At 62.6% G+C, this 22,579-nt stretch carries 21 protein-coding genes, 1 tRNA gene and 1 pseudogene; 9 read left to right on the top strand and 14 right to left on the bottom strand.

Annotated features, from left to right (window positions below):
- Nucleotides 1-102: 102 nt before the first annotated feature.
- From NKG99_RS09155 to NKG99_RS09115, 9 genes are all read right to left on the bottom strand, one after another.
- On the bottom strand, nucleotides 103-849 hold the full coding sequence (locus tag NKG99_RS09155) for a glycosyltransferase family 25 protein (RefSeq protein ID WP_352866524.1): 747 nt from the start codon (nucleotides 847-849) through the stop codon (nucleotides 103-105).
- Nucleotides 850-978: 129 nt separating this feature from the next.
- The gene (locus NKG99_RS09150) at nucleotides 979-1,788 is read right to left on the bottom strand and encodes a DUF2182 domain-containing protein (protein WP_352866521.1); all 810 of its coding nucleotides are present in this window, start codon (nucleotides 1,786-1,788) and stop codon (nucleotides 979-981) included.
- Nucleotides 1,789-1,848: 60 nt separating this feature from the next.
- Complete coding sequence (locus NKG99_RS09145) at nucleotides 1,849-2,487, bottom strand: DUF1326 domain-containing protein (RefSeq protein ID WP_352866518.1); 639 nt, start codon at nucleotides 2,485-2,487, stop codon at nucleotides 1,849-1,851.
- Between the two features lie 317 nt (nucleotides 2,488-2,804).
- The gene (locus NKG99_RS09140; RefSeq protein ID WP_352866515.1) at nucleotides 2,805-2,966 is read right to left on the bottom strand and encodes a hypothetical protein; all 162 of its coding nucleotides are present in this window, start codon (nucleotides 2,964-2,966) and stop codon (nucleotides 2,805-2,807) included.
- 152 nt (nucleotides 2,967-3,118) lie between these two features.
- Entirely contained in the window at nucleotides 3,119-3,856 is a 738-nt protein-coding gene (locus NKG99_RS09135) for an ABC transporter ATP-binding protein (protein ID WP_352866513.1), read from the bottom strand.
- Nucleotides 3,853-4,704 (bottom strand): ABC transporter ATP-binding protein, encoded by an 852-nt coding sequence (locus NKG99_RS09130; RefSeq protein ID WP_352866511.1) that lies wholly within the window; start codon nucleotides 4,702-4,704, stop codon nucleotides 3,853-3,855. The genes NKG99_RS09135 and NKG99_RS09130 overlap by 4 nt, the downstream gene beginning before the upstream one ends.
- On the bottom strand, nucleotides 4,691-5,593 hold the full coding sequence (locus NKG99_RS09125) for an ABC transporter permease (RefSeq protein WP_352866509.1): 903 nt from the start codon (nucleotides 5,591-5,593) through the stop codon (nucleotides 4,691-4,693). Before NKG99_RS09125 ends, NKG99_RS09130 begins: the two co-directional genes overlap by 14 nt.
- Nucleotides 5,590-6,618 (bottom strand): ABC transporter permease, encoded by a 1,029-nt coding sequence (locus NKG99_RS09120; RefSeq protein WP_352866507.1) that lies wholly within the window; start codon nucleotides 6,616-6,618, stop codon nucleotides 5,590-5,592. The genes NKG99_RS09125 and NKG99_RS09120 overlap by 4 nt, the downstream gene beginning before the upstream one ends.
- Nucleotides 6,619-6,636: 18 nt before the next feature.
- Nucleotides 6,637-8,238 (bottom strand): ABC transporter substrate-binding protein, encoded by a 1,602-nt coding sequence (locus tag NKG99_RS09115; protein WP_352866504.1) that lies wholly within the window; start codon nucleotides 8,236-8,238, stop codon nucleotides 6,637-6,639.
- 121 nt (nucleotides 8,239-8,359) lie between these two features.
- On the opposite strand from NKG99_RS09115, the gene NKG99_RS09110 reads away from it, so the two are divergent.
- The 4 genes and pseudogenes from NKG99_RS09110 to NKG99_RS09095 all read left to right on the top strand — a co-directional run.
- Nucleotides 8,360-9,085, top strand: coding sequence for a FadR/GntR family transcriptional regulator (locus NKG99_RS09110; protein WP_352866502.1), 726 nt, complete (start codon nucleotides 8,360-8,362; stop codon nucleotides 9,083-9,085).
- A 71-nt stretch (nucleotides 9,086-9,156) separates the two neighbouring features.
- Nucleotides 9,157-10,137, top strand: a complete 981-nt coding sequence (locus NKG99_RS09105; RefSeq protein WP_352866600.1) for a mannonate dehydratase — start codon at nucleotides 9,157-9,159, stop codon at nucleotides 10,135-10,137.
- A 50-nt stretch (nucleotides 10,138-10,187) separates the two neighbouring features.
- Nucleotides 10,188-11,111 (top strand): 5-dehydro-4-deoxyglucarate dehydratase, encoded by a 924-nt coding sequence (gene kdgD, locus NKG99_RS09100; protein ID WP_352866500.1) that lies wholly within the window; start codon nucleotides 10,188-10,190, stop codon nucleotides 11,109-11,111.
- Between the two features lie 149 nt (nucleotides 11,112-11,260).
- Nucleotides 11,261-11,458 (top strand): annotated as a pseudogene (locus tag NKG99_RS09095) (transposase); the annotation flags it as partial.
- A gap of 327 nt (nucleotides 11,459-11,785) precedes the next feature.
- Here NKG99_RS09095 and NKG99_RS09090 read toward each other — a convergent pair.
- A tRNA-Gly gene (locus NKG99_RS09090) sits at nucleotides 11,786-11,860 on the bottom strand.
- Nucleotides 11,861-12,115: 255 nt separating this feature from the next.
- Between NKG99_RS09090 and NKG99_RS09085 the strand changes: the two genes are divergently transcribed.
- The 4 genes from NKG99_RS09085 to NKG99_RS09070 all read left to right on the top strand — a co-directional run bounded on the left by NKG99_RS09085 (nucleotide 12,116) and on the right by NKG99_RS09070 (nucleotide 15,028).
- On the top strand, nucleotides 12,116-12,613 hold the full coding sequence (locus tag NKG99_RS09085; RefSeq protein ID WP_352866495.1) for a prolyl-tRNA synthetase associated domain-containing protein: 498 nt from the start codon (nucleotides 12,116-12,118) through the stop codon (nucleotides 12,611-12,613).
- Nucleotides 12,614-12,695: 82 nt separating this feature from the next.
- On the top strand, nucleotides 12,696-13,694 hold the full coding sequence (gene trxA / locus NKG99_RS09080; RefSeq protein ID WP_352866492.1) for a thioredoxin: 999 nt from the start codon (nucleotides 12,696-12,698) through the stop codon (nucleotides 13,692-13,694).
- A 207-nt stretch (nucleotides 13,695-13,901) separates the two neighbouring features.
- Nucleotides 13,902-14,573: an LON peptidase substrate-binding domain-containing protein gene (locus NKG99_RS09075; protein ID WP_352866490.1), complete on the top strand. Its 672-nt coding sequence runs from the start codon at nucleotides 13,902-13,904 to the stop codon at nucleotides 14,571-14,573.
- Nucleotides 14,574-14,782: 209 nt separating this feature from the next.
- Nucleotides 14,783-15,028 carry a Trm112 family protein gene (locus NKG99_RS09070; RefSeq protein ID WP_352866488.1) on the top strand — a complete coding sequence of 82 codons (246 nt, stop codon included), beginning with the start codon at nucleotides 14,783-14,785 and terminating at the stop codon, nucleotides 15,026-15,028.
- 310 nt (nucleotides 15,029-15,338) lie between these two features.
- Here the strand turns inward: NKG99_RS09070 and NKG99_RS09065 are convergent, their stop codons facing one another.
- The 3 genes from NKG99_RS09065 to NKG99_RS09055 are packed head-to-tail and all read right to left on the bottom strand — an operon-like array spanning nucleotide 15,339 to nucleotide 21,170.
- Nucleotides 15,339-18,692 (bottom strand): error-prone DNA polymerase, encoded by a 3,354-nt coding sequence (locus NKG99_RS09065; protein WP_352866487.1) that lies wholly within the window; start codon nucleotides 18,690-18,692, stop codon nucleotides 15,339-15,341.
- A complete protein-coding gene (locus tag NKG99_RS09060; protein WP_352866484.1) occupies nucleotides 18,689-20,167 on the bottom strand; it encodes a DUF6504 family protein in 1,479 nt (492 codons plus the stop codon). The genes NKG99_RS09065 and NKG99_RS09060 overlap by 4 nt, the downstream gene beginning before the upstream one ends.
- Nucleotides 20,109-21,170, bottom strand: coding sequence for an ImuA family protein (locus NKG99_RS09055; RefSeq protein ID WP_352866482.1), 1,062 nt, complete (start codon nucleotides 21,168-21,170; stop codon nucleotides 20,109-20,111). Before NKG99_RS09055 ends, NKG99_RS09060 begins: the two co-directional genes overlap by 59 nt.
- 182 nt (nucleotides 21,171-21,352) lie before the next feature.
- Between NKG99_RS09055 and NKG99_RS09050 the strand changes: the two genes are divergently transcribed.
- Nucleotides 21,353-21,775 carry a metallopeptidase family protein gene (locus NKG99_RS09050; RefSeq protein ID WP_111544069.1) on the top strand — a complete coding sequence of 141 codons (423 nt, stop codon included), beginning with the start codon at nucleotides 21,353-21,355 and terminating at the stop codon, nucleotides 21,773-21,775.
- Between the two features lie 70 nt (nucleotides 21,776-21,845).
- On the opposite strand, the gene NKG99_RS09045 is transcribed toward NKG99_RS09050, so the two are convergent.
- Nucleotides 21,846-22,493, bottom strand: coding sequence for a TetR/AcrR family transcriptional regulator (locus tag NKG99_RS09045; RefSeq protein WP_352866480.1), 648 nt, complete (start codon nucleotides 22,491-22,493; stop codon nucleotides 21,846-21,848).
- Between the last annotated feature and the right edge of the window lie 86 nt (nucleotides 22,494-22,579).

Here is a 22,579-nt window from a genome sequence, read left to right as displayed (position 1 = left end):
GAGGATGGATCAGGGGATTTCGGGCAAGTACCCCACCAGCCGGGTCAATGTTGTCGACCCAAAGCCGGATGAGACCGGGTTCGGCCGGGTCGCAAGCGAGCGCTACATATGACCAACCAGCTGTCGGCGATATTTCTTATACTGCCACTCCATGCGCTTATACCAAAGCGGCCTTTGACTGTCGGGATTTATCGACGTCAAGAAGGCCCCATTGTGCGTGCCCTGCTCTACAAAGGGTCTCTCGAACCAAAGCACCTCCACCCCGAGCGCCGCATCCGCACGGTCGATCTCATGGCCGATCGGCGCGGACATCTTGCGTGCATCAAACCAGGCGCACCTCTCGGCTGCCACGGAGCGGGTGATGATATAGGAATCGGTGGATCTGCCGTGAGGGGCTGGATAGAGATGCTGTCCGCGCTTCAACTTGAACGCCGAAATGTAATAGGTGCCGGCATTGCCGATATAGATGGCGGCTTTGCGGTTTGGATCGCCGAGTTCCGCCAGAGCCGCGTTGAATTTTGTATTGAAATTGGCGGCCAGGAAGACGTCGTCCTCAAGCACCAGACAATAGCGCTTATCGGTCTTCAGGAAATCACGCCAGATCCCGATGTGTTTTAAGGAGCAGGACAGTTCCGCCAGTTTGAGAGCGCCTGGCACGGTAAGCCTTTCGACCTCTTCATCGGTAATATCTGCAACATCCCAGTGAAGATACCAGGTGGCCGGGATACCATGGCGGCCGATCTGCCTTGCAATATGCTGTTCGCGGTCCTCATAGCCCTGCTTGACGTGGCAAACACGCACATAGACCTGGTCGGCGGGAAACGTCGGCATTTGCCGTGTATAGCCCATCGGCTTTTTGCAAGTCTACGCCCCTTGAACGGTCACGGGACACAGCTTCCTACTAGGGGCCATGCTGAAGTTCTTTGATTTAGTGGCGGATTCAAATTTCAGGTCGAATCGACCTGAAGCCCTCCGGCTCTAGCCGCTTGTCCAAGGCATCTCGATCGCCCCGAGCGATACGACGACCCCGAGGGCAATTAGCGCAATGCCCAAAGCAATTTCGAAGCGTCGCCCACGCCGCATCAGCTTCTCGACGAAGACGATCAGTATCAAAAGCAGCATCCAGGCGAGGCTCATGACGCCCGCCGCGACCAGCACGGCGAACAGCGCCCAGCAGCAACCGAAGCAATACAGCCCGTGGCGCAGCCCCATCCGGAGCGCGCCAACCCGCCCGTCGCGCCAGTGCTGGGCAACGAAGGCGAGCGGCGAACGGCAATGGCTGAGGCAAATGTGCTTGAGGGTCGTGAATTGGTAGAGGCCGGCGACGCCAAGCGTGACACCGAGCGCGAGCGGCGCCCATTTCGAACGCCGAGGCGGATCGAGGCTCGTCGCCAACTCGCTGCCGAACTGGACCAGGACATACACGAGAAGGCCCGCCGCCGCCCAGACGAGCATATAGCCCGCGACGAAAATCCAGGTTGGAACGGCCACCCGCCGTCCGCGCCTGGCCTGCGCCGCCGCGAACATAAAGATCATGGGCGCCGCGGCCGGCAGCATCATAGCGGCCATCATCACAGTCCATACGGTGAGAAAGGCGGCGACGCCGGCCAGTGACCAGCCGTCGGCCGCAATTCCGGCCATCGCCATGCCGGCCATGCCTTCCATTCCCTCCATCCCGCCGCGCACCGCAATGCCCATGGGCATATCCATGCTGAATGTCTGGTAGAGGGTGAGCGCCCATGCCGCCGCTGTCAGCACGATGAGCGATGCGAGAAGGCCGAGCGGCATGCCACGCAAATTCCCGAGCCGCCACGTTTTCCCGGGGAATGCGTTGGGCATCGGCACGCCCTAGTTCGGGCCGGTCCAGTCGAATGGAATGTGCTTGCTCGAGCGGGCCGTGCCCGTCCAGTCCAGCCCGAAGCCCTTGGTGCTCACCTCGACAGAACGCCCCCAGGTGGCAACCTGGCCCGGGCCGACCTCCGAGCCCGGCGGGTTGATTGTCTGCACCCGCTTGCCGGGCGGTGTTGTAGGACCGGAAAGCGCTTCCGCGCGGCCGACGACGAGGCCGGGAATTTCGACTTTCCAGGTGGCGAGGTCGCCCGCCACCTCGAACGTGATTGGCACAAACTCCATGCCACGCATCTCGCCGATATTGGCGGCAAAGCCCGCCGGCCAGCCGCCGGCGTGGCCGCCGAAGATCGCCTGCAGGGCTTCGCGCTGCGACTCGTTCGCCTTCTCGTCGAGGTACATGCCCATCACGGCCTTTGCCTCGCCGGCCCATAGATTGCCTTCGAACTCGCCGAGCGCCACCAGAGTCAGGCCGTCGAGCTTCACGTCGCCATACTGACCCTCGCGCACATGCCAGGCGAGCACGCCCTGGCAGTGATTGCCGGTTGGCCGCTGGGCGAACTCGCACGGGCAAGGGATGTCGCAGCTGCAGATGTCGAACCAATCGCCCGCGAGGCGCCATTGAGGCACTGCGTCCATGGCTCTTTCCTCCCGAAATTCGAGGGTATTTATACGCCGAAGGCCAGGCGCACGCCAGCAGTTCGTGCGTCGCTCCGTGACTTCCAGCTCAACCCGGAAGTCCGGTCTTGCGATGGCACGTGCGTCCACCCTTGCGACACGCCAGGCGTGAAGACGCTGTTCCAGACCGACACCGGCGTGGCGAATGTAGCCCGCTCAGCGGAAGCGCAGCCCGGGCCTCTCAACTGCTGCGGCCCTCAGGTCGATTCGATGCCTGGAATTGGGGAAAATCCACGCTGCATCCGGCGGCACGAAACGATAGAGGCTCCAAGAAGTCCTCATGCTTGCCGTCGGATACGCTGGTCCTCGGCGATTGGCGGCTGTGTGGCACTAGATGTGGCGTTCACCATCGGTGTCTTGCTCAGCGCCAACCCGGCATGTATCGCCGTGGCGAGCGCGACGGGGTCGCCCTTGCCGAAGACATGCATGTAAAGCGTCATCGAATCATCAGTTCAGGCTCCGCTGCTGCGGCTGACCGTGCGGTTCTCACAGCGGCAGTTGCTTGAAGGAGCGTGCTCTGACGGACAGAAGCTACGGCCAATTCGACCGTTAGCCCCGTCAACAAATCCGCCCATGTTTAGGTCCCGACCGATCACAGAAAATTGGCTTCGAACAACTCTTGCGAATAGGCGGCATGGGTTGTTCCCGCACGCAGATCCGCTTTCGTCATCTCATCGAGAAAAACCCCATTTTGCATCACCAGAACACGGTCGCACATATGGGCGATGACCGACAGATCATGGCTGACGAGGACAAAGGTCAGGCCGCGTTCGTCGCGCTGGTCGTCGAGCAGGTTGAGAATTTCCGCCTGGATCGAAACATCGAGCGCGGAGGTTGGCTCATCGAGAAGGAGAATGGGTGGCGACAGGATCAGCGCGCGGGCGATGGCGACGCGCTGTCGTTGACCACCGGATAGTTCGTGCGGGAAACGATTGGCGAAATCCTCCGGCAATCCGACCTGCTTCAGGGCTTGCGGCACCTTCGACCAGCCGTCGCCAAGCCCCATGGAGCGGATCGGTTCAGCCAGCGCCGTGCCGATCCGATGGCGCGGATGAAGCGATCCGTAGGGATCCTGAAATACCATCTGCGATAGCTTCAGTTCGTCGCGCGAGCGCAGCTTTCCGATCGGCTTTCCATTGAACTCGACCGAGCCCGTCCAGCCCTGCTCGATGCCTGCCAGCGAGCGCAGCACGGTGGATTTGCCGCAACCGGATTCGCCGACGATACCGAGGGTTTCGCCCTTGGCAACCGAGAAGCTGACGCTGCGGACGGCATGGTTGCGCGCCTTGCCGGTACCGTAGACTACGTCCAGGTTGTCGACCTTGATCATTCCGTTGCCTCCGGTGTCGTTTCAAGCGTGCGCCGGTCGAGGACCTGCAGGCGCCGGACAGGGTTTCGCGGATCGGGCAAGGCGGCGATCAAGCCGCGTGTATAGGCATGTTCGGCCTCGTCCAGTCTGGTCAGCGTCTCGACCACGCGGCCGGCATACATCACCAGAATGCGTTCGCAGAAGGCGGCGACCATGCGGATATCGTGGCTGATCAGGATCAGGCCCGAATTGTTTTCGCGAACCAATTCGTCCAGCAGGATCAGCACGTCCTTTCGCACGCTGACATCGAGGGCCGATGTGGGTTCGTCGGCGATGACCAGCTTTGGCTTGGCCAGAAGCATCATGGCGATCATTACGCGCTGACCCATGCCGCCAGAGATCTGGTGTGGATACAGTTTCATGACGCGATCCGCGTCGTTGATCCGGACGCGCTGCAGCATGGCGCGGGCCGCATCGAGCGCCTGCTTCTTGCTGGACCCGAGATGCAATCGTGCTGCTTCGGCAACCTGCCTGCCGATGTTGAGAACCGGGTTCAGCGAGTAGCGGGGATCTTGCATGATCAATGCCATGTCCTTGCCGCGCAAGGCGCCCATCTGCCGTTCGGTCTTTTCCAGCAGCGGATTTCCGTCCAAATCCAGGCGCTCGGCCGAGATGTGGGCGCTGGGCGCAAGCAGCCGCATGATGGCGCGCCCGGTGGTGGATTTCCCGGAGCCGGACTCGCCGACGATGCCGATCCGCTCGCGGCCGAGATCGAAGCTGACGTTCGAAACGGCGGCAATGGAATTCTTGCCAAAGCGCACATTCAGGTCACATACCGACAGGATGGTAGATGGATTACGATCGGGCATGGCGGGGATCCAGAAGGTCGCGCAGCGTGTCGCCGACGATGTTGAAGGCAAGGCTCGTCAGGAGAATGGCAATGCCGGGCATGACCGCGACCCACCAGTAGTCAAGCATGAACTTGCGCCCGCTCGAAATCATCGCGCCCCATTCGGGCGACGGAGGCTGGGCACCGAGACCGAGGAAGCCGAGGGAAGCGGCCGTTAGAATGATACCGGCCATGTTCAATGTCAGGCGCACGATGACGGACGGAATGCACATAGGCGCGATGTAGAGAAGCAGAATGCGTACAGGCGAGGCGCCGTAAAGTCGCGCGGCGGCGACATAGTCCGCATTGCGCACGACAAGCGACTCAGCCCGAGCCAGACGGGCGATCGGCGGCCAGGCGGTGAGTGAGATCGCGATTATGGCGGTGTTGAGACCGGCGCCGAGAGCGGCGGCGAAAGACAGGGCCAGGATCAGCGACGGGAAGGACAGCACGATATCGGTTGCCCGCATCAAGATCGCATCGGTACGCCCGCCGAAGAACCCGGCGACAACGCCGATGATCAGGCCGACGGGGCCGACGATGACAGAGACGGACAGCACGGTCTGGATGGTGATGCGCGTACCCCAGACCAGCCGGCTGACGATGTCACGGCCGAACTCGTCGGTCCCTGCAAGATGCGCAAGGCTCGGCGGCTTCAGCGCATCGCTGAGCATCTGGACATTCGGGCCGTAGGGCGCGATCAACGGCGCGAAAACCGCAACGACGACCAGCATAGCCAGAATGAGGAACCCGGCCATTCCGAGCGGTTCTTCGGCAAGCTTGCGGATCGTGCGGCCCGCCGATGCCTGCAGACGAGCGAGAATGCCCGGCGACTTGACGATGGCGTCATTGTGAAGAACCTGACTCATCGGGTGGCCTCCCGAGTGCGCGGATCAAGAATCGCGGAGGCGATGTCCGCGATGAAATTCAAAAGCATGAAGACGAGTCCGACGACGATCGTGGCGGCAAGGATCGCGTTCATGTCGCCGATCATCAGCGCATTGGTCATGTACTGGCCGATCCCGGGCCAGGAGAAGACGATCTCCGTGACTACAGCGCCCTCCAGCAGGTTGCCGTAGGAAATGGCGAGAACCGTGATCAGTTGAACGGCTATGTTCGGCAGGACGTGGCTGACGACCGTGCGCGCCGGGCCGACGCCCTTCGCACGCGCGGCAATCACATAGTCCTGTCCGAGCTGTTCCAGCGTGAAGCTGCGGGTCATGCGTGTGATGTAGGCCATCGCCGCATAGGCAAGAATGATGGCCGGCAGGATGATGTGCGACAGCGCGTTCCAGAAGATTTCCGTCTCGCCTTCGAGCAGGCTGTCGACCAGCAACAGGCCCGTGGCTGGTGTGACGATCCCCTCATAGTAGACATCCACCCTGCCCGGTCCGCCGACCCAGTTCAGCGTGGCGTAGAAGACCACAAGACCGACGATGCCGAACCAGAAGACAGGAATGGAGTGACCGACGAGCGATAACACGCGGGCGATCTTGTCGATGAAAGTATCACGGAAAAGCGCAGCGGCGAGCCCGAGGGGCACGCCGACAAACGTCGAGATCAGCACAGCGAGGGTGGCGAGCTCCAAGGTGGCCGGAAAGGCCCGGGACAGATCCTGCGAGACCGGATTGCCGGTGAGGATCGCCGTTCCGAAATCGCCGTGAAGCAGGTTATTCAGGTAGATGAAGAACTGCTGGTACAGCGGCAGGTCGAGGCCGAGGCGGGTCCGCATCGCCTCGTAGGCGGCAGGATCGGCAAGTTCGCCGACAATGGCGCCCACCGGGTCGGCGGGGAGAACCCGGCCGATCACGAAGGTGACGCACAACAGGATGAACAGGCTGAGCAACAGGTGAAGAAGACGCCGTCCCAGCTCGCTTGCGGATAGTTCCTTCATGATCGGATGCCTGGCAGGTTATTCGGATGCTGCCTTGGTCACGCCTTCAAGGCGCGTCGCCTGGCTTGGGTGACCGACATAACCCTTCACACGGGTGCTGAGAACGATCGGTTCGAACCGCTCGAACAGGGGCAACACGGCCGGTTTCTGATCGACGAACATCTTCTGCATCTCGACATAGAGTTCACCGCGCTTTTTCGGGTCCCGCTCCATCGATGCCTTGGCCGTCAAATCCGTCAGCTCGGGAATGTCCCAGGCCGAGCGCCAGACGAAGTTGCCGGCATTGTTGGCCTCCAGGGAATTGTCCGGATTGCTGGAAAACTGTTCCATCGATCCGAGCACGTTCGGCATGTAGGCGCCGGTCTGCGGGATGAGCAGATCGAAATCGCGGGCCCGGTGGGCGGCGATGATCTCCGCGCCGTTGCCCTGCTGGATATTCACGGTGATGCCGATTTGCCCAAGTGTCGCCTGGATCGCGGTCGCCAGATCGATGCGCGGCGTCTGGGCGATGGTCTTCAGATTGAGGGAGAAGCCGTCCTTGTAGCCGGCCTCTGCCAGCAGCCACTTTGCCTTGTCGACATTCAGCTGCCAGTCAGGGCTGGGAATGGCATACTCGAAGGTCTCAGGAACCGGAACGGTCCTGGCCTTGCCATATGGCCCCATGATCGCCGTTTCCATCCCCTTGTAATCAATGCCGTAGGCAATGGCTTCGCGAACCTTTGGATTGGACAGGTATTTGTTGCCCGCATTCATCGACAGGACGTAAAAGCCGCCGGTAGGGATGCGCTGGATTTCAAAACCCTTCTTGTCCTTGAATGTGGCAATATCCGGCGCGGTCAGCGCATTAGCGAGATCGACGTCGCCACGATCGAGCATGAGGCGCTCGACCTGGCTTTCCGGCACATGGCGCATGATGACCCGGCGCATCTTCGGCGCACCGGTCGCGTAATCAGGGTTCGCCTCGAGGATGACCAGTTCGTTCGGCGTCCAGCGGTTGAGCGTGAACGGCCCCGACCCGGCCGATTTGGTGCGCAGCCAGCCATTGCCGAAATCGTTGTCGACGACATGGCCCTGCACTTCGACACTGTCGACGACGCTGGCAACCACCATCGCAAGACGGAAAAGCAGCAGATCGGCGGTAACCTTGCCGGATAGATCGATGCGGACCGTCTTGTCGTCCTCCGCGCGGACCAGTTTTTCGATGTTGTCCCCAGTGTAGCCGATACGCTTGAAATTTGCCGCTGCCGCCTGATCCAGCTTCAACAGACGCGTGAGGGAATAGACCACATCGTTTGCCGTGACAGGATTGCCGGAGGCAAATTTCGCGTCGCGCAGCTTGAAGGTGACGCCCTTGTCGTCGACCGCCCAGCTTTCGGCAAGCTGAGGCACGAGCTTGTCCGCGCCGCTCGGGTCCGTGGCAACGAGCCGGTCATACAGATTGGCCATGATTTCGATGGCCTTGGGCTCAGTCGCCTGCTGCGGATCCAGCGACAAGACTTGCGCAAGCGATGTTGCAATAACCAATTGGTTTTCGGGAGTTTCCGCGCGGGCGGCAGGCGAGCCAAGTGCCAGAACGCCCATCGCAACGCCGATGAAAAGCCCTTTGCAAAAATGCTTCATATAATCTCCTCCCTACGCTATCATGCCGAACATACTATGTCGTTCGTATGTCGTATTATGATTTATAGGTGTTGTATTGAATTGGCAAGGGCTCCTTGCCGGGACGTGAGACAGGCGGGTAATGGCAAACGAAATCGGGCAGGCACCACCACGGGAACGGCAACGACTGGCGCAGCAGCTGATCGACCAGCTGCGCGGTCAGATCGAGACGGGCAAGCTGAAGGAAGGCGATCAACTGCCGACCGAACCGCAGCTGGCAGCGAGCTTTGGCGTGAGCCGTACCGTCGTGCGGGAGGCGATCGCGGATTTGCGCTCCGCAGGGTATGTGAAGCCGGTCCAGGGAAAAGGAGTGTTCGTCAGCGACCCCAAGGGCCATCGGAGTTTCGCGCTCACCGCCATTGAAATCAGCACCATCCCGGAAACCCTTGAATTGCTCGAGTTTAGAATGTCCACGGAGGGAGAGGCCGCAGCCATTGCCGCCTACCGCCGGACAGCCGAACAGGAAGCAGCTATCCGCGCCGCTAACCGTAGAATGGCGACATTGATCGAACAGGGCAAGCCGACGGTGGAGGCTGATTTCGATTTCCATATGGCGATTGCGGCAGCCACGAACAACAGGTTCTATGTTGACGTATTGCGCCATTTCGGGCCCCGCGCTATCCCCCGGGGGCAGTTCCCGACACTGCCGGACGCCAACGATCCGGACTACCTCGCAAAGGTCCATGCCGAGCATGTGGAAATCCTGTCGGCAATCGCCGATCAGGACCCGGATCGGGCTCGTCGGGCGATGCGCGCCCACATGATGGCCAGCCAGAAGCGATACAGGATTTTGGCAGAAACCCGTTAAATACTCTCGACAGGTCCCAGAATTCATATTACGTCATACGATATGAATGAGTTTTGTTTAAGGAGATCGCTGTGTATCTGGGAACACAGGTCGGTGCACGGGACGATGACGACTACAGAGTCTTTGCCCAACTCGGCGTAAAGCACATTTCAGCCGATCCGCCCGGCAATCCCGGGAACTGGTCGTTGCAGGATCTGGACCGCCATCGCGACAAAGTCGAAAGTTTCGGCCTGATACTCGATATGATCCAGCTTCCGCTTCCTTCTCAACCGATAGAAAAGGCATCCTACCCGGATATCCTGCTGGCGGGACCGGATCGGGACCGGCAGATTGATGCCGTCTGCCGGATGATCGAGAACTGTGCGAAAGCCGGCATTCCCGCGGCGAAATACAATCTCAATCTGATCGGTATTCCGCGCACCCCGCACGAGCCGGGCCGTGGCGGCTCCCTGAACGCCAGCTTTCGTTGGGACAAAGCCGATCAGCACGCAGTACCCGGTCTGGCTGGCGTGCTTTCCGAAGACGAGAACTGGGAGCGGATCGACTATTTTCTGGAACGCGTTGTGCCGGTTGCGACCAGCAACCGCGTGCGCCTCGCCTGCCATCCACACGATCCCTATACGCCGCCTGGCTATCGCGGCGTGACGCGGGTGCTCGGCACCGTCGAGGGCCTGAAGAAGTTCGTCATGATGCGGGAAAGCCCCTATCACGGCCTGAACTTCTGTCAGGGATCCGTCGGGGAGATGCTCGACAATCCGAGCGAGGAAATCGACGATATCATTCGCTGGTTCGGGACGCGCGGCAAGCTCTTCAATGTCCACTACCGCAATATCCGAGGCGGCAAGCTCTCCTTCATGGAAACCTTCCCTGATGAAGGCGACATGGACATGGTCCGCTCGATGAAGGTCTACAAGGAGGTCGGCTACCGGTACATGGTGATGCCCGACCATGTGCCTGCGATCAGCGGCCGCGACCCGGACGGCGTCGCCTTCGCCTTTTGTTACGGCTACATCGCCGCGCTACTAGAGGCGCTCGACACGTCGCCGACCTGAAAATGCGATCTCTCCACCCCGCTGGTTCAAGAAGAAGACAAGGATATCACATGGACCCGATTGAACTCAAAAAAGCCGTCGGCAACGGACTGCTTTCCTTTCCCATCACGCATTTTACCGCAGACCTGAAATTCAACGAGCCCGCATATCGCAAGCATGTCGAATGGCTGGCCGGCTACGACGCGTCCGTACTGTTCGCCGCCGGAGGCACCGGCGAATTCTTCTCGCTCGCGCCGTCGGAAATTCCCGATGTCATCCGTGCCGCCAAAGCGTCCGCCGGAACGACGCCGATCGTATCGGGTACCGGTTACGGCACGGCACTGGCGATCGAGATTGCAACAGCGGCCGAGAAGGCCGACGCCGACGGCCTGCTCCTTTTGCCGCCTTATCTGATGTTTGCTGAACAGGCTGGACTTGTCGCCCACGTCAAGGCCGTGTGTCAGTCCGTCGGCATCGGCGTGATCGTCTATAATAGGGACAACGCCGTTCTCACGGCAGACAGCATCGCCAGGCTCTGCGATGAATGCCCGAACCTGATCGGCTTCAAGGATGGCGTCGGCGATGTCGACAAGGTCATCGAGATCACCGCGCGGATCGGCGACCGGCTGGTCTATGTCGGCGGCATGCCGACGCACGAAGTCTACGCACAGGCCTATTTTGCAGCCGGTGTGACGACCTATTCCTCGGCGGTGTTCAACTTCGTGCCGGAACTGGCCCAGCGTTTCTATCAGGCGCTTCGAACCGGGAACCAGCCAGTGGTCGATCAGATCCTGAAGGATTTCTTCTTCCCATTCGTTGCGCTACGCAATCGAAAGAAGGGCTATGCCGTCTCGATCATCAAGGCTGGACTGAGAGCGCTTGGCCAGCAACCGGGCCCGGTTCGCCCGCCACTGACCGACCTGACGGCGGAAGAACTGAAGCTGCTTGAACGGCTGATCCAGGTCAACGACGTGGCAAAGATCGCCGCCGAGTAAACTGCTTTCAGTTGCCTCGACGAAGGTTGCACCGCCTGCCCAGCCCCGGCCACGCGCAGGACTGCCACCGCTTCCTCGCGTTAGCCACCGGGCGGAGATGGCCCTGTTCCGGCCGTCGATCCTCGACCCGCTGATGGGCGTGGCTTCGCGGCCGAATCTGCATGCACCGCAGGAAGATCAACATCTCAACCGTCATGGCCGGTCAAAGGCTCGGCATCAAGAAGATCGACGACGGCATTTGGCTCGTAAGCTTCATGCATTATGATCTGGGCTATATCTATCTGGAACAGAGGATATTGCAGACCATCGACAACCCGTTCGGCGCGAGGTTGTCACCCATGTCCTAGGTACAATCTGGCACCTGTCCGGCGGAGACTTCGCACCTAATGTCGGTTCTTGGCGCAACCGTGCCGCCTTCCCAAGAAGATGCCGATGGCCGTTCGTCGTCATCCAGCCGGCGCGGGATGCCTGCTCCGAGCAAGCTAATCGTCATGGCTGTCCAACAAGGCGACAAGATTTCTCCGCATACAGATAACCGGTGTCTCGCACGGGGTATCCGGCAACGCTTCGCCTGCTATCTCTGCTGCTTACATTGTGCTTACATTGCATTGCCGTGTAAGCAAGAGATGCCCCGGAGGGCGTCTCTTAGTCGCTTGATTTCCCTGGAAGGAAACTGGAGCGGGTGAAGCGATTCGAACGCTCGACCCCAACCTTGGCAAGGTTGTGCTCTACCCCTGAGCTACACCCGCTCGCACGGCGTCTTGGCCGCAAGCCGGGCCTATATGGCTGAAGAGCGCGGCGATTGCAACAGGGAAATCGCAGGCTTTTTTTGCAACGCGGCAGGCGATGCCGGCAAGCCGCCGGCACTGTGCCGGGCGCGCGAGTGGCGGGGGGCACCACCGCGAAGGCGGTGCCGTTCACCGCGATGTCGCATGACGGTCTTGTGCCGGCCGCCCCATTGGCCGTAAACGGCATGGGCTGAGAAACGGGACGAAGACAAACCGATGCCGAAGACCGAAGCCGACCTGATGGCCTTTCTTGCCGAACTCGGGATTGCCGCCTCGACGAAGCGTCATCCGCCGCTCTATACGGTCGCCGATTCGCAGGCGCTGCGCGGCGAAATCGCCGGCGGGCACACGAAAAACCTGTTCCTGAAGGACAAGAAGGACAATTTCTTCCTGGTCACCGTCGGCGAGGACGCGGTTGTCGATCTGAAGCAGATCCATCAGGTGATCGGCGCCGCCAGCCGCGTTTCTTTCGGAAAGCCGGAGATGCTGATGGAGCTGCTCGGCGTCACGCCGGGCGCCGTCACGGTCTTTGGCGTCATCAACGATACGGCAAACAGGGTCAAGCTCGTGCTCGACAAGGATTTGATGGAGCATGCGGTGATCAACGGGCATCCGCTGACCAATGAGGCGACGACATCGATCGCAGCGAGCGACCTGATCAAATTCGTCGAGGCAACCGGGCACGATGCTGCTATCTTGAAAGTCTCCGCGTGATCGCCACATGGTGGCTTGAACCGATGGTCTGAAGCGTGTGGCGTCTAGCTGCCGGCCGGCCGCGCCATGGAAGGGTAAAGAGATGAGCGACAACAATCCGTTTGGCGGCCCCTTCGGGGGCAATGGCGGCCAGTACACCACATCGGTGCAGTATGCGCCGGCGAAAGTCGCGCTTGGCGATGCGCCCGCTGCTCCCGGCGCCCCGGGTGCCAATGTCATCAAGGACACGACGACCGCCGCCTTTGCCGCCGACGTCATCCAGGAATCGCGCCGCCAGCCGGTGCTGGTCGATTTCTGGGCGCCCTGGTGCGGGCCCTGTAAGCAACTTACGCCGCAGCTGGAAAAGGCGGTCAAGGCCGCCGGCGGCAGGGTCAAGCTGGTCAAAATGAACATCGACGACCATCCCTCGATCGCCGGCCAGCTCGGCATCCAGTCGATTCCCGCGGTCATCGCCTTCAAGGACGGCCAGCCGGTCGACGGCTTCATGGGCGCCATCCCCGAGAGCCAGATCGCCGAATTCATCACCAAGGTCGGCGGCAAGGGCGATGGCGCGCCGCCGGTGGCCGAGGCGCTGGCCGCCGCTGCGCAAGCGCGCGAGGCCGGCGACATGCAGGGTGCCGCCGACATCTATGATGCCATCCTGGCGCAGGCGCCGGAGACGATCGAGGCGATCGGCGGCCTGGGCGAGCTGCTGTTCGAGGCTGGTGACGTGCAAGGCGCCGAGGCACTTTTGGCAACAGCGCCGGAAGCCAAGAAGGATGCGCCGCCGCTGGCCGCCCTGCGCGCCAAGATGGCGGTCGCCGCGCAAGCGGCCGCGCTTGGCAATCCGGCCGAGCTCGAGCGGCGCCTTGCCGAGAACCCCAACGACCATCAGGCGCGTTTCGATCTGGCCATGATCCAGAACGCCAATGGTGATCGCACCGCGGCGGCCGACAATCTGCTGGCCATCATCAAGGCCGACCGCGCATGGAACGAGGACGGCGCCAGGACGCAATTGCTGCAGCTGTTCGAGGCCTGGGGCATGACCGACGAGGCGACGCTCGCGGCGCGGCGCAAATTGTCGGCGCTGCTGTTTTCCTGAGCCGGTTACCGGTTGTTTTGCCGCACGGGCTTGGCGTCGGCGATGACTGCGCCAGATTAATGCATGTCGCCCAAAAGTAGTCCCGGCTTTGGGAGAACGACATGCATGAAACAAAGAGATGGAGCGGTTGGGCGTTTCCGTGAAACGGTGAGCTGCTCTGGGATAAAGAATTGACGCGCTTCTTGGTGGCGCGATCGGAGGAATGAGGTGCAAGCGGGAAACGCGCATTACCGGCTCGCCAAGCATTTGCCGTCGACGATCCCGATCTTCCCGCTCGAGGGTGCGCTTTTGCTGCCGGGAGGCCGCATGCCGCTCAACATCTTCGAGCCGCGCTACCTGCAGATGGTGGACGAGGCCATCACCGGTTCGCGGCTCATCGGCGTCATCCAGCCCAGTCTCGACGGCGCCTTGCGCGACGACGGCGAGCCGGAGCTCTGCAATGTCGGCTGCGCCGGGCGCATCATCGCCTTTTCCGAGACCGGTGACGGCCGCTATCTCATTTCGCTGCAGGGCGTGTGCCGGTTCCGCATTGCAAGCGAATTGACGGTCAAGACGCCGTTTCGACAGGCCAAGCTGGCGCCCTTCCTCGCCGATCTCGATGAGGATCAGGCGGCCAACGAGATCGACCGGCCATCGCTGCTCAAGGCTTTCCGCGCCTATCTGCAGGCCAACGACCTGGAGGCCGACTGGGAAAGCGTCAGCCGGGCCGAAAATGCCATGCTGGTCAACGCGCTGTCGATGATGGCGCCCTACGGACCGGCCGAGAAACAGGCGCTGCTCGAAGCAGCCGACCTGAAAACCCGGGCCGAGACGCTGATCGCCATCACCGAAATGGCGCTGGCGCGCGAGAATGAGGATTTTGGTTCGAGCCTGCAGTAAGGTGTGCCGAAGGACGCAGTGCAGCGGGTTAATTGTCAATGGTGGTGCTGCCCCTCATCTGCCTGCCGGCATCTTCTCCCCGTGAAGAACGGGGAGAAGGGACTTGGCCGCAACGCTGGCGATCCCCTCTCCCAGTTCTTCACTGGGAAAGGGTAGGGTGAGGGCAGCGCCAACGTTCGGATAATCCGAGGCTAAAGAGGACGGACCGAATGGCGGACGGACGTGACGGGAAGAAGGTCAATGTCGACCCCAAGCTGCTGGAGCTGCTGGCCTGCCCGCTGACCAAGGGGCCGCTGACCTGGGATCCGGAGCGCGGTGAGCTGGTCTCGCGGGTTGCCAAGCTCGCCTATCCGGTGCGCGACGGCATCCCGATCATGCTGCCCTCGGAAGCGCGGACGCTCTCCGTGGAGGATGTGCTGGCCCCGCCGCCGCCTCGCTTGGGCGGACCGGGTTGAGGCAGAGGGCCTCTCCCTTCGTCATCCCAGGGCGGAGCAGCCGCGCAGCGGCGTCGCGAAGACCCTGGGATCCATGCCGTGACGCACATGACACGCGAAGGCGGACCAAAATCGAGTGCTTCTTCCCTCGAAGTTCAACGCGACTCGCGGCACGGCGAGGTGGCGGCTACGCGGCATGAGTACCATTCTGGACCGTGGCATTCTTTGGCCGATGTCGCGGCATGGATCCTCGGGTCTCCGCGACGTCGCTTCGCTCCTGCTCCGCCCGTGGATGACGAAGGTAAGGATGAGCGCGGCGGTAAGGAGCTGCCTACTGAAAATTCCGCCCCTTCGGCATGACCTGTTCCGCCTCTTCCGACAGCGTCGCGATGTCCTGCCGGATCGGCGCGTTGCCTATGGCGGGGCGGCCGGAGCGATCCGGACCCCTGGCCGCGCGCTCCGGAGAACCGACAACCGCCGGTCCAGCTTCGCTGACCTTCTCCAGAAGCACGGTCAGCCAGGGCGTCAGGTCCTCGACCTTTTCCGCGACGATGTGGACCACACCCGATTCCGACTGCAATTTCCCGGTGACCCGAACGAACCGCGCGCCCATCACGATCGGCCGGTAACGGTCAAAGGTTCTTTGCCAGAAAATGATGTTGGCGACGGCCTTGTCGTCTTCCAGCGTCAGGAAGATCGCGTTGCCCTTGCCGGGGCGCTGCCGCACCAGCACAAGCCCGGCGACGGAGACCCGCCGGCCGTCGCGCACGTTGGGAAGGTTCGCATTGGGCGTGATGCCGGCGCGGTCGAGGCGCTCGCGCAGGAAGGCGACCGGATGCGCCTTCAGCGACAGGCCGAGCGAGCGGTAGTCGTGGATGACATGCTCGCCGAGCGGCATTGTCGGCAGCTTCGTCTCGGGCTCCAGTTCGCGCAGGCGGAGCGCCGGCTGGTCGAACAGCGGCAGCCTTTCGGCGGCGCTCTTGCCGTCGAGCGCGCGCACCGCCCACAAGGCCTCACGACGATCGAGGCCAAGCGAACGGAAGGCGTCGGCCTGCGCCAGCCTCTCGATCTCGCCGACATCCAAGCCGGAGCGCAGCCAGATATCCCTCACGGACTCGTAGCCTGAACCGCGCCGCTCGACGAAAGCGTCCATGCGCTCCTTGGAAAGGCCTTTGATCTGCCGGAAGCCGAGCCGCAGCGCATGATCCGTCTCGATGACGCCGCGCATCTCGGCATGGCGCGCGAGGATGCGGGCCGGATCGAAAGGCGCCTTCTCCAGCGTGCAGTCCCAGACCGAGAAATTGACGTCGACGTCGCGGATGTCGACGCCATGGTCGCGCGCGTCGCGCACGAGCTGGGCCGGCTGGTAAAACCCCATAGGCTGCGAATTCAGGATCGCTGCGCAGAACACGTCGGGATAGAAGGTCTTGAACCAGCAGGAGGCATAGACCAGCAGCGCGAAGGAGGCGGCGTGGCTTTCGGGAAAGCCGTATTCGCCAAAGCCTTCGATCTGCTTGAAGCAGCGTTCGGCGAAGTCCTTGGTGTATCCCTTGCCAACCATGCCGTCGATCATGCGCCGGCGGTAATTGCCGATGGTGCCGGTGCGCTTGAAGGTGGCCATGGCGCGGCGCAGTTCATCGGCCTCGCCCGGTTTGAAACCGCCCGCGACGATGGCGATCTTCATCGCCTGTTCCTGGAACAGCGGCACGCCAAGCGTCTTGCCGAGGATCGCCTCCAGTTCCGGTTTTTGATATTCGGGTTTTTCCTTGCCCTGCCGGCGGCGCAGATAGGGATGGACCATGTCGCCCTGGATCGGGCCCGGCCGGACGATCGCCACCTCGATGACGAGATCATAAAAATTGTCCGGCTTGAGACGCGGCAGCATCGACATCTGGGCGCGCGATTCGATCTGGAAGACGCCGAGCGTGTCGGCGCGGCAGATCATCTTGTAGACCTGCCTATCCTCCGGCGGCAGGGTGGCCAGCACATAGGGCTGCCCATACGGGTCCCTCGCCTTCGGATAATGCTCAGTGAGCAAGGTGAAGGCGCGTTTCAGGCAGGTCAGCATGCCGAGCGCCAGCACGTCCACTTTGAGGATCTTCACCGCGTCGAGATCGTCCTTGTCCCATTCGACCATCTTGCGCTCGTCCATCGCCGTCTTGACGATGGGCACGATCTCGTCCAGCCGGTCCCTGGTGATGACGAAGCCGCCGACATGCTGCGACAGGTGGCGGGGAAACCCCATGATCTCGTTGGCGCGTTCCAATACATGCCGCGACACTGGATCGGCACGATCGAGGCCGCCGGCGCGGGCCTCTTTCTCGCCAAGCTCCGAGGTGGACCAGCCCCAGATCGAGCCTGACAAAGACCCTCGGACATCTTCCGAAAGCCCCATTGCCTTCGACACTTCGCGCAACGCCGAGCGGCCGCGATAGCTGATCACGGCGGCGGCCAGTGCGGTGCGCTTGGTGCTGTATTTCGTGTAGATGTACTGCATGACGATCTCGCGCTTCTCATGCTCGAAATCGACGTCGATATCCGGTGGCTCGTTCCTCTCCTCGGAAATGAAGCGCTCGAAAAGCGTGTCGATCCTGTCCGGGCCGACTTCGGTGATGCCGATGCAGAAGCAGACGATCGAATTGGCGGCCGAACCGCGCCCCTGGCAGAGAATGTCCTGGCTGCGGGCGAACTTGACGATGTCATGGACGGTCAGGAAATAACGGGCGTAGTTGAGGCGCTCGATCAGAGCCAGCTCCTCCGCGATGCGCTTGGTCACGGAGGCAGGCACACCTGCAGGATAACGCTCGGCAGCCCCCTCCCGCGCCAGCCTTTCCAGTTCGGCCTGCGGCCCGAGACCCGATTCCGTCGGCTCGTCGGGGTAGTTGTACTGGAGGTCGCTCAGCGAAAACGTCAGCTCCTGCGCAAAGCGCAAGGTCTCGGCCAGCGCCTGCGGATGCCTGCGGAACAGGCGCGCCATCTCCATTGGCGGCTTCAGGTGGCGTTCGGCATTGGCGGCCAGTTGCAATCCGACCTCGGCGACGGGCGTGTTGAGGCGGATCGCGGTCAGCACGTCCTGCAGCGGGCGCCGTTCGGCGGTGTGGTAGAGAACGCCGTTGGTCGCCATCAACGGGATGCCGGCGCTCTCGGCAAACGCAGCCGCCTGCTCGATCCGGAAACGGTCATTGCCGGCATAGTCGGGCGAAACGCCAAGCCGCAGGTTCCGACCGAAACGATGCTTGAGGTCTCGAAGCAAGGCGAGACTGTCTTGCGGCCCCGCCGACAGATCGGGCAGGACCGCCAGCGACATCAGATCCCCCCATTCGAGGAGGTCGCCGCGCTGGAGAAGGGTGGCGCCCTTTTCACTTTCGTCGCGCAGGTTGGCCTGAGTCAGCATGCGGCACAGGTGCCCCCAGCCCTTGCGGTCCTGCGGATAGGCGAGAATATCCGGCGTGCCGTCGCCGAAAACCAGCCTGCAGCCGGGATGGTAGGAAAGCTTTTCCACCTTGGCCTGCTGCCAGGCTCGCACCACGCCAGCCACCGTGTTGCGGTCGGCAAGCCCGATCGCGGAAAAGCCCAAAAGCTTGGCGGCGACCACCAGCTCCTCCGGCTTGGAGGCGCCGCGCAGGAAGGAGAAATTCGACTGGATGCCGAACTCGGCATAGGGGATGACGGTCAGCGCGTTCATGCGAAGACCCCATGCAGGAACCAGCGCGGCGGGACCTGCGAGGCGCCGCCGTAGAGACCTTGCCGGTAGAGCCAGTAGCGGCGGCCGTCGGCATCCTCGATGCGGAAATAGTCGCGCGTCGATGCCAACTCGTCGCTGGGCGCCTCGCGCCACCATTCCGCCGCGATGCGTTCCGGCCCCTCGGCCCGCGTCACCCGGTAGAGCGCGCGCCGCCAGCGGAAGTTCAGCGGCGGTCCCTCGGGCATTTCGGTGGCCGGCACATCGATGGGTTCGGGCGAGCGGAACAGCCGGATCGGCCGTTCCGGCGGGAAGATGGTTTTTGGCGCCTGCAGCCTGTCCGGCCTTTTCGGCGGCGTGGTCCGGCGCGGCGCTTCGGTGAAGGGGATGGTGGCGACGGCACGCTCCGGCAGATGGCTTTCGACGACGACCGGTTGCAGCACCGCGCCATCACCAAGCCGGGCGCGGATGCGGTCGGCGAACAGCGCGATGTCGGCGCCGTCGTCGATCACCTCGCCGGCAAGGTCGGCCTGCTGCATGTCGAAAGCGGCTGATGTCAGCACCGAAAGCCGCACCAGATCGAAGCCATAGCCGGCATCGATATCCTGTTCGAGCGCGGCCAGCCGCTCATGGAACAATTTCTGGATCAGCATGGGCTCGCGCAGCGGCCGCGAGGTGCCGAGAGCGATGCGGCTGACGGCGCCGTCGACGCGAAAGAGCAGCAGCGCCAGCGTCCTGGCGCCCTCGCCGCGGCGCTCGAGGTCGATCTTCAAGGTCGTCGCCAGCATGCCCACCAGCCGTTCGATGTCCTCGGTCAGGGTGACGGGCTCGGCGAGATGGCGTTCGACCGAAAGCGGCGCGACGGGAAGGCGCGGCGACACCGCCTCGTCGAGACGGCCAAGCGCCTGGTCGAGGCGCAGGAGCAGCAAGGCGCCGAAGCGGCGGGCGAGCGGCGCGCGCGGTGCCGCCATGACGGCGCCCGCCGTGCGCAGGCCGACGCTTTCCAGGCTGGCGCGGGTCGCCGGCTCGATGCGCAGTGCGGCCAGCGGCAGGGGTGCCAGCAGCGCTTCCTCCTCGCCGCCATCGACGATGCGGTCGCCGGCAAACCGTGCCGCCGCCCAGGCCGCCCCCGGTGTCGCGGCAAGCCCGGCGCGGACGTCGAAACCCTGATGGAAGAAACGCGACAGGATGTCGTCCAGCATGGCGCGCTCGCCGCCGAACAAATGGGTGCAGCCGGTGACGTCGAGGAACAGGCCGTCCGCCCCGTCCAGCGCCACCAGTGGGGTGTAACGGTCGCACCAGTCGGCAAGGCCTTCGAGCAGGCGGCGGTCGGCCTCCGGATCGGCCTCGACGATGTCGATCGACGGATGCATGGCGCGCGCATCGGCAATGCCCATGTCGCGCTTCAGGTGCAGCGCCTCAGCCCGCTCGTCGAGGGCCGAGATGCGCTGCGCGTTGCGGTCGCGATGGCTGATCACGAGCGGTGGGTGAGATGGCGGCAGGTGATCCGACGGCCGGGAACGCCAGGACCGCCCCAGACGCTGCCGCAGGATCCTTTCCACTGCCAGATAGGGAAACCACAGAGACAGGATTCTTTGCCCGGCCTCTCTCTTCGCCCCTTCTCTCTTCGCCCGCTCTTTCGTCGAATGCGCGTTCATCGGGGTTCCACTCCAGTGTGAATTGTCCAGGCAAGGCCGTGCGGCTCTTGCCGATGGTGAGGGTGAAGGCCGGGTGGCCGATCGAGCCGGCGAGCGGCCCGGCGATGGTGTCGCGTGGTGCTGCCGGCGCCGAAGCGACGATGAGGCGGACGGGGGCCGCCGTCGGCTCGGGCTCCGCCGCCTGCCGCAGCAGGAACACCGGGCGGCCGGCACCTTGCGCCTTTGCATGCAGCCGGCGCGTCGCGGTCAGGTCCAGCCGCCGCGGATTGCCGCGGATTTCAAGAATGACAGCCGCGAGCGCCGTCATTCGGGCTGCTTCCTCGGCGACCCAGAGCGCATCGACAAGTTTTGGCGCCTCGGAAAACAGCAATTGTTCCGGCTCGATGCCGAACGAGGCATGAAGCCCCCTGGCATAGGGAAAGCCGGCTTCGCGGAAGATTTCCGTGGTGCCGATCCACAGCACCGGCAACCCTGGCGTCCGCTTAAGGATCAGGCTGGTGAGCGAAAGGGCGAAGCCGGCGACGGCCCCGGCATCGCGGGTTTGTGTGCCATGGATTTCGCTCAAGGCTGCCTTCGGCAGGCCGCCGCTCAGGGCGGCATCGAGACGCTCGACGCCGGTGGGAAGGTACGCATCCGGCAAAGCCGCGGCAATGCCGCGCCGGACGATAGTGCGGTCGGTATTGGACGTGACATCCGTGCTGACGTCAGCATCAAGGGGCGCGCCAACCGGCGCCCGCAGGCGCTCGGGCAGCGTTCCCTCGATTTTCGCGATCTGGCGGCGCAGGGCAAAAACAGTCTCCCGCGCCACGGCGGTCATCGCCATGACGGTCAGCTTCCACTCACAATTGTTCCTGTTATGTTCCCTAGGATTCCAGAGGGGGCCGGAAGAGTCAAGCGGAGTCATGGGGAATTTATTCCTCTCCACCTGATGATGCAGGCACATCGGCCCGTTCATTTGCCGATTCCGGTGCGAAAGCCTATATGCCCGGGATCAAAGGACAAAGCATGGCCCGCATCTACAAGACCCGCACCTGGCACGACGAACTCTCGCCCTCGATGGAGGAAATGGAGTTCCTGGCGCTGGAGGCGTATGCCCATCTGCCGGAGGATTTTCGCAAGCTGACCGGCGAGATCGTCATCCAGATCGCCGAGTTCCCGACCGACGAGATCATGGACGATCTATCGCTGGAGACGCCCTTCGACCTGCTCGGGCTGTTCGAGGGACGCGGCATCGCCGAGCGCTGGAATCCGCAGACCGGCGAAGGCCCGAACCGCATCACGCTCTACCGCCGCGCCATCCTCGACTACTGGTCCGAGAACGAGGAAACGCTGGGCGACATCGTCACCCACGTGCTGATCCACGAGATCGGCCACCATTTCGGACTGTCCGATGACGACATGGAGAAGATCGAAGAGGCGGCGGAGTAATTGATTCCTACGCCGCGTGAACTGTCCATTCCTCTCGAGTCGGATCAGAACCCAGCGGCGGCAAAGGCCTCTAAGATCTCGATTCAGGCAGGTTGGTCATCCGGCTGATGAAAAGATGCAGCGCCTTGCGCACGGCGAGCGATGGCGCCTCGGACGGATGCCACAGCGGAAAATGACCATCAACCGCCATTCGTGCCAACCCATAGACAAATGCACGAGCGGCAAGAACCAGATGATCGAAGTCCGTGTTCGCAGCCAACCGACCCTGTTGTTGCGCCTGGGTCAGCAGGTCGATCATCTTCCGGCGAATGGCTTCATTCTGACCCCGAAGACTGTCCGACCCGTCGAAATCAATCAGCGTTCGGGAACTGATGATCTGGAAATGCGTGGGATTGGCAATCGCCCATTCCAGATAGCCTTGTCCGATTGCTTCGAAGGCCACGACGGGATCCGCGCTGTCGACTTCTGAAAGTGCATTGGCGACGGCCTCTGTCAGCCGGCTCATGGCCTGTTCGGCGACCGCGGTCAGCAGCGCTGTTTTCGACTGAAAATGCCGGAAGGGCGCGCCGGGGGAAACGCCGGCCCGCTTTGCGGCTTCGCGCACGCTCACATTGTCGGGGCCGCCTTCCTCGACAAGTTGAATTGCAGCATCGATCAGCGTGTCTCGCAAATTGCCATGGTGGTAGCTGGCGCGGCGAGGCGTCTTGGCTTCTGCCATCTCGTTCCCTTCGTTCGGTAGAACTGCTTCACGCGTCCGTAGCATGATTCCGCAATTTATGTAATCACCGTTTACAACTCCGGCAA

Origin of the sequence: Mesorhizobium sp. M1409 (assembly GCF_040317535.1) — a bacterium.
GTDB lineage: Bacteria > Pseudomonadota > Alphaproteobacteria > Rhizobiales > Rhizobiaceae > Mesorhizobium.
This window is presented reverse-complemented; position numbering and strand designations above follow the sequence as displayed.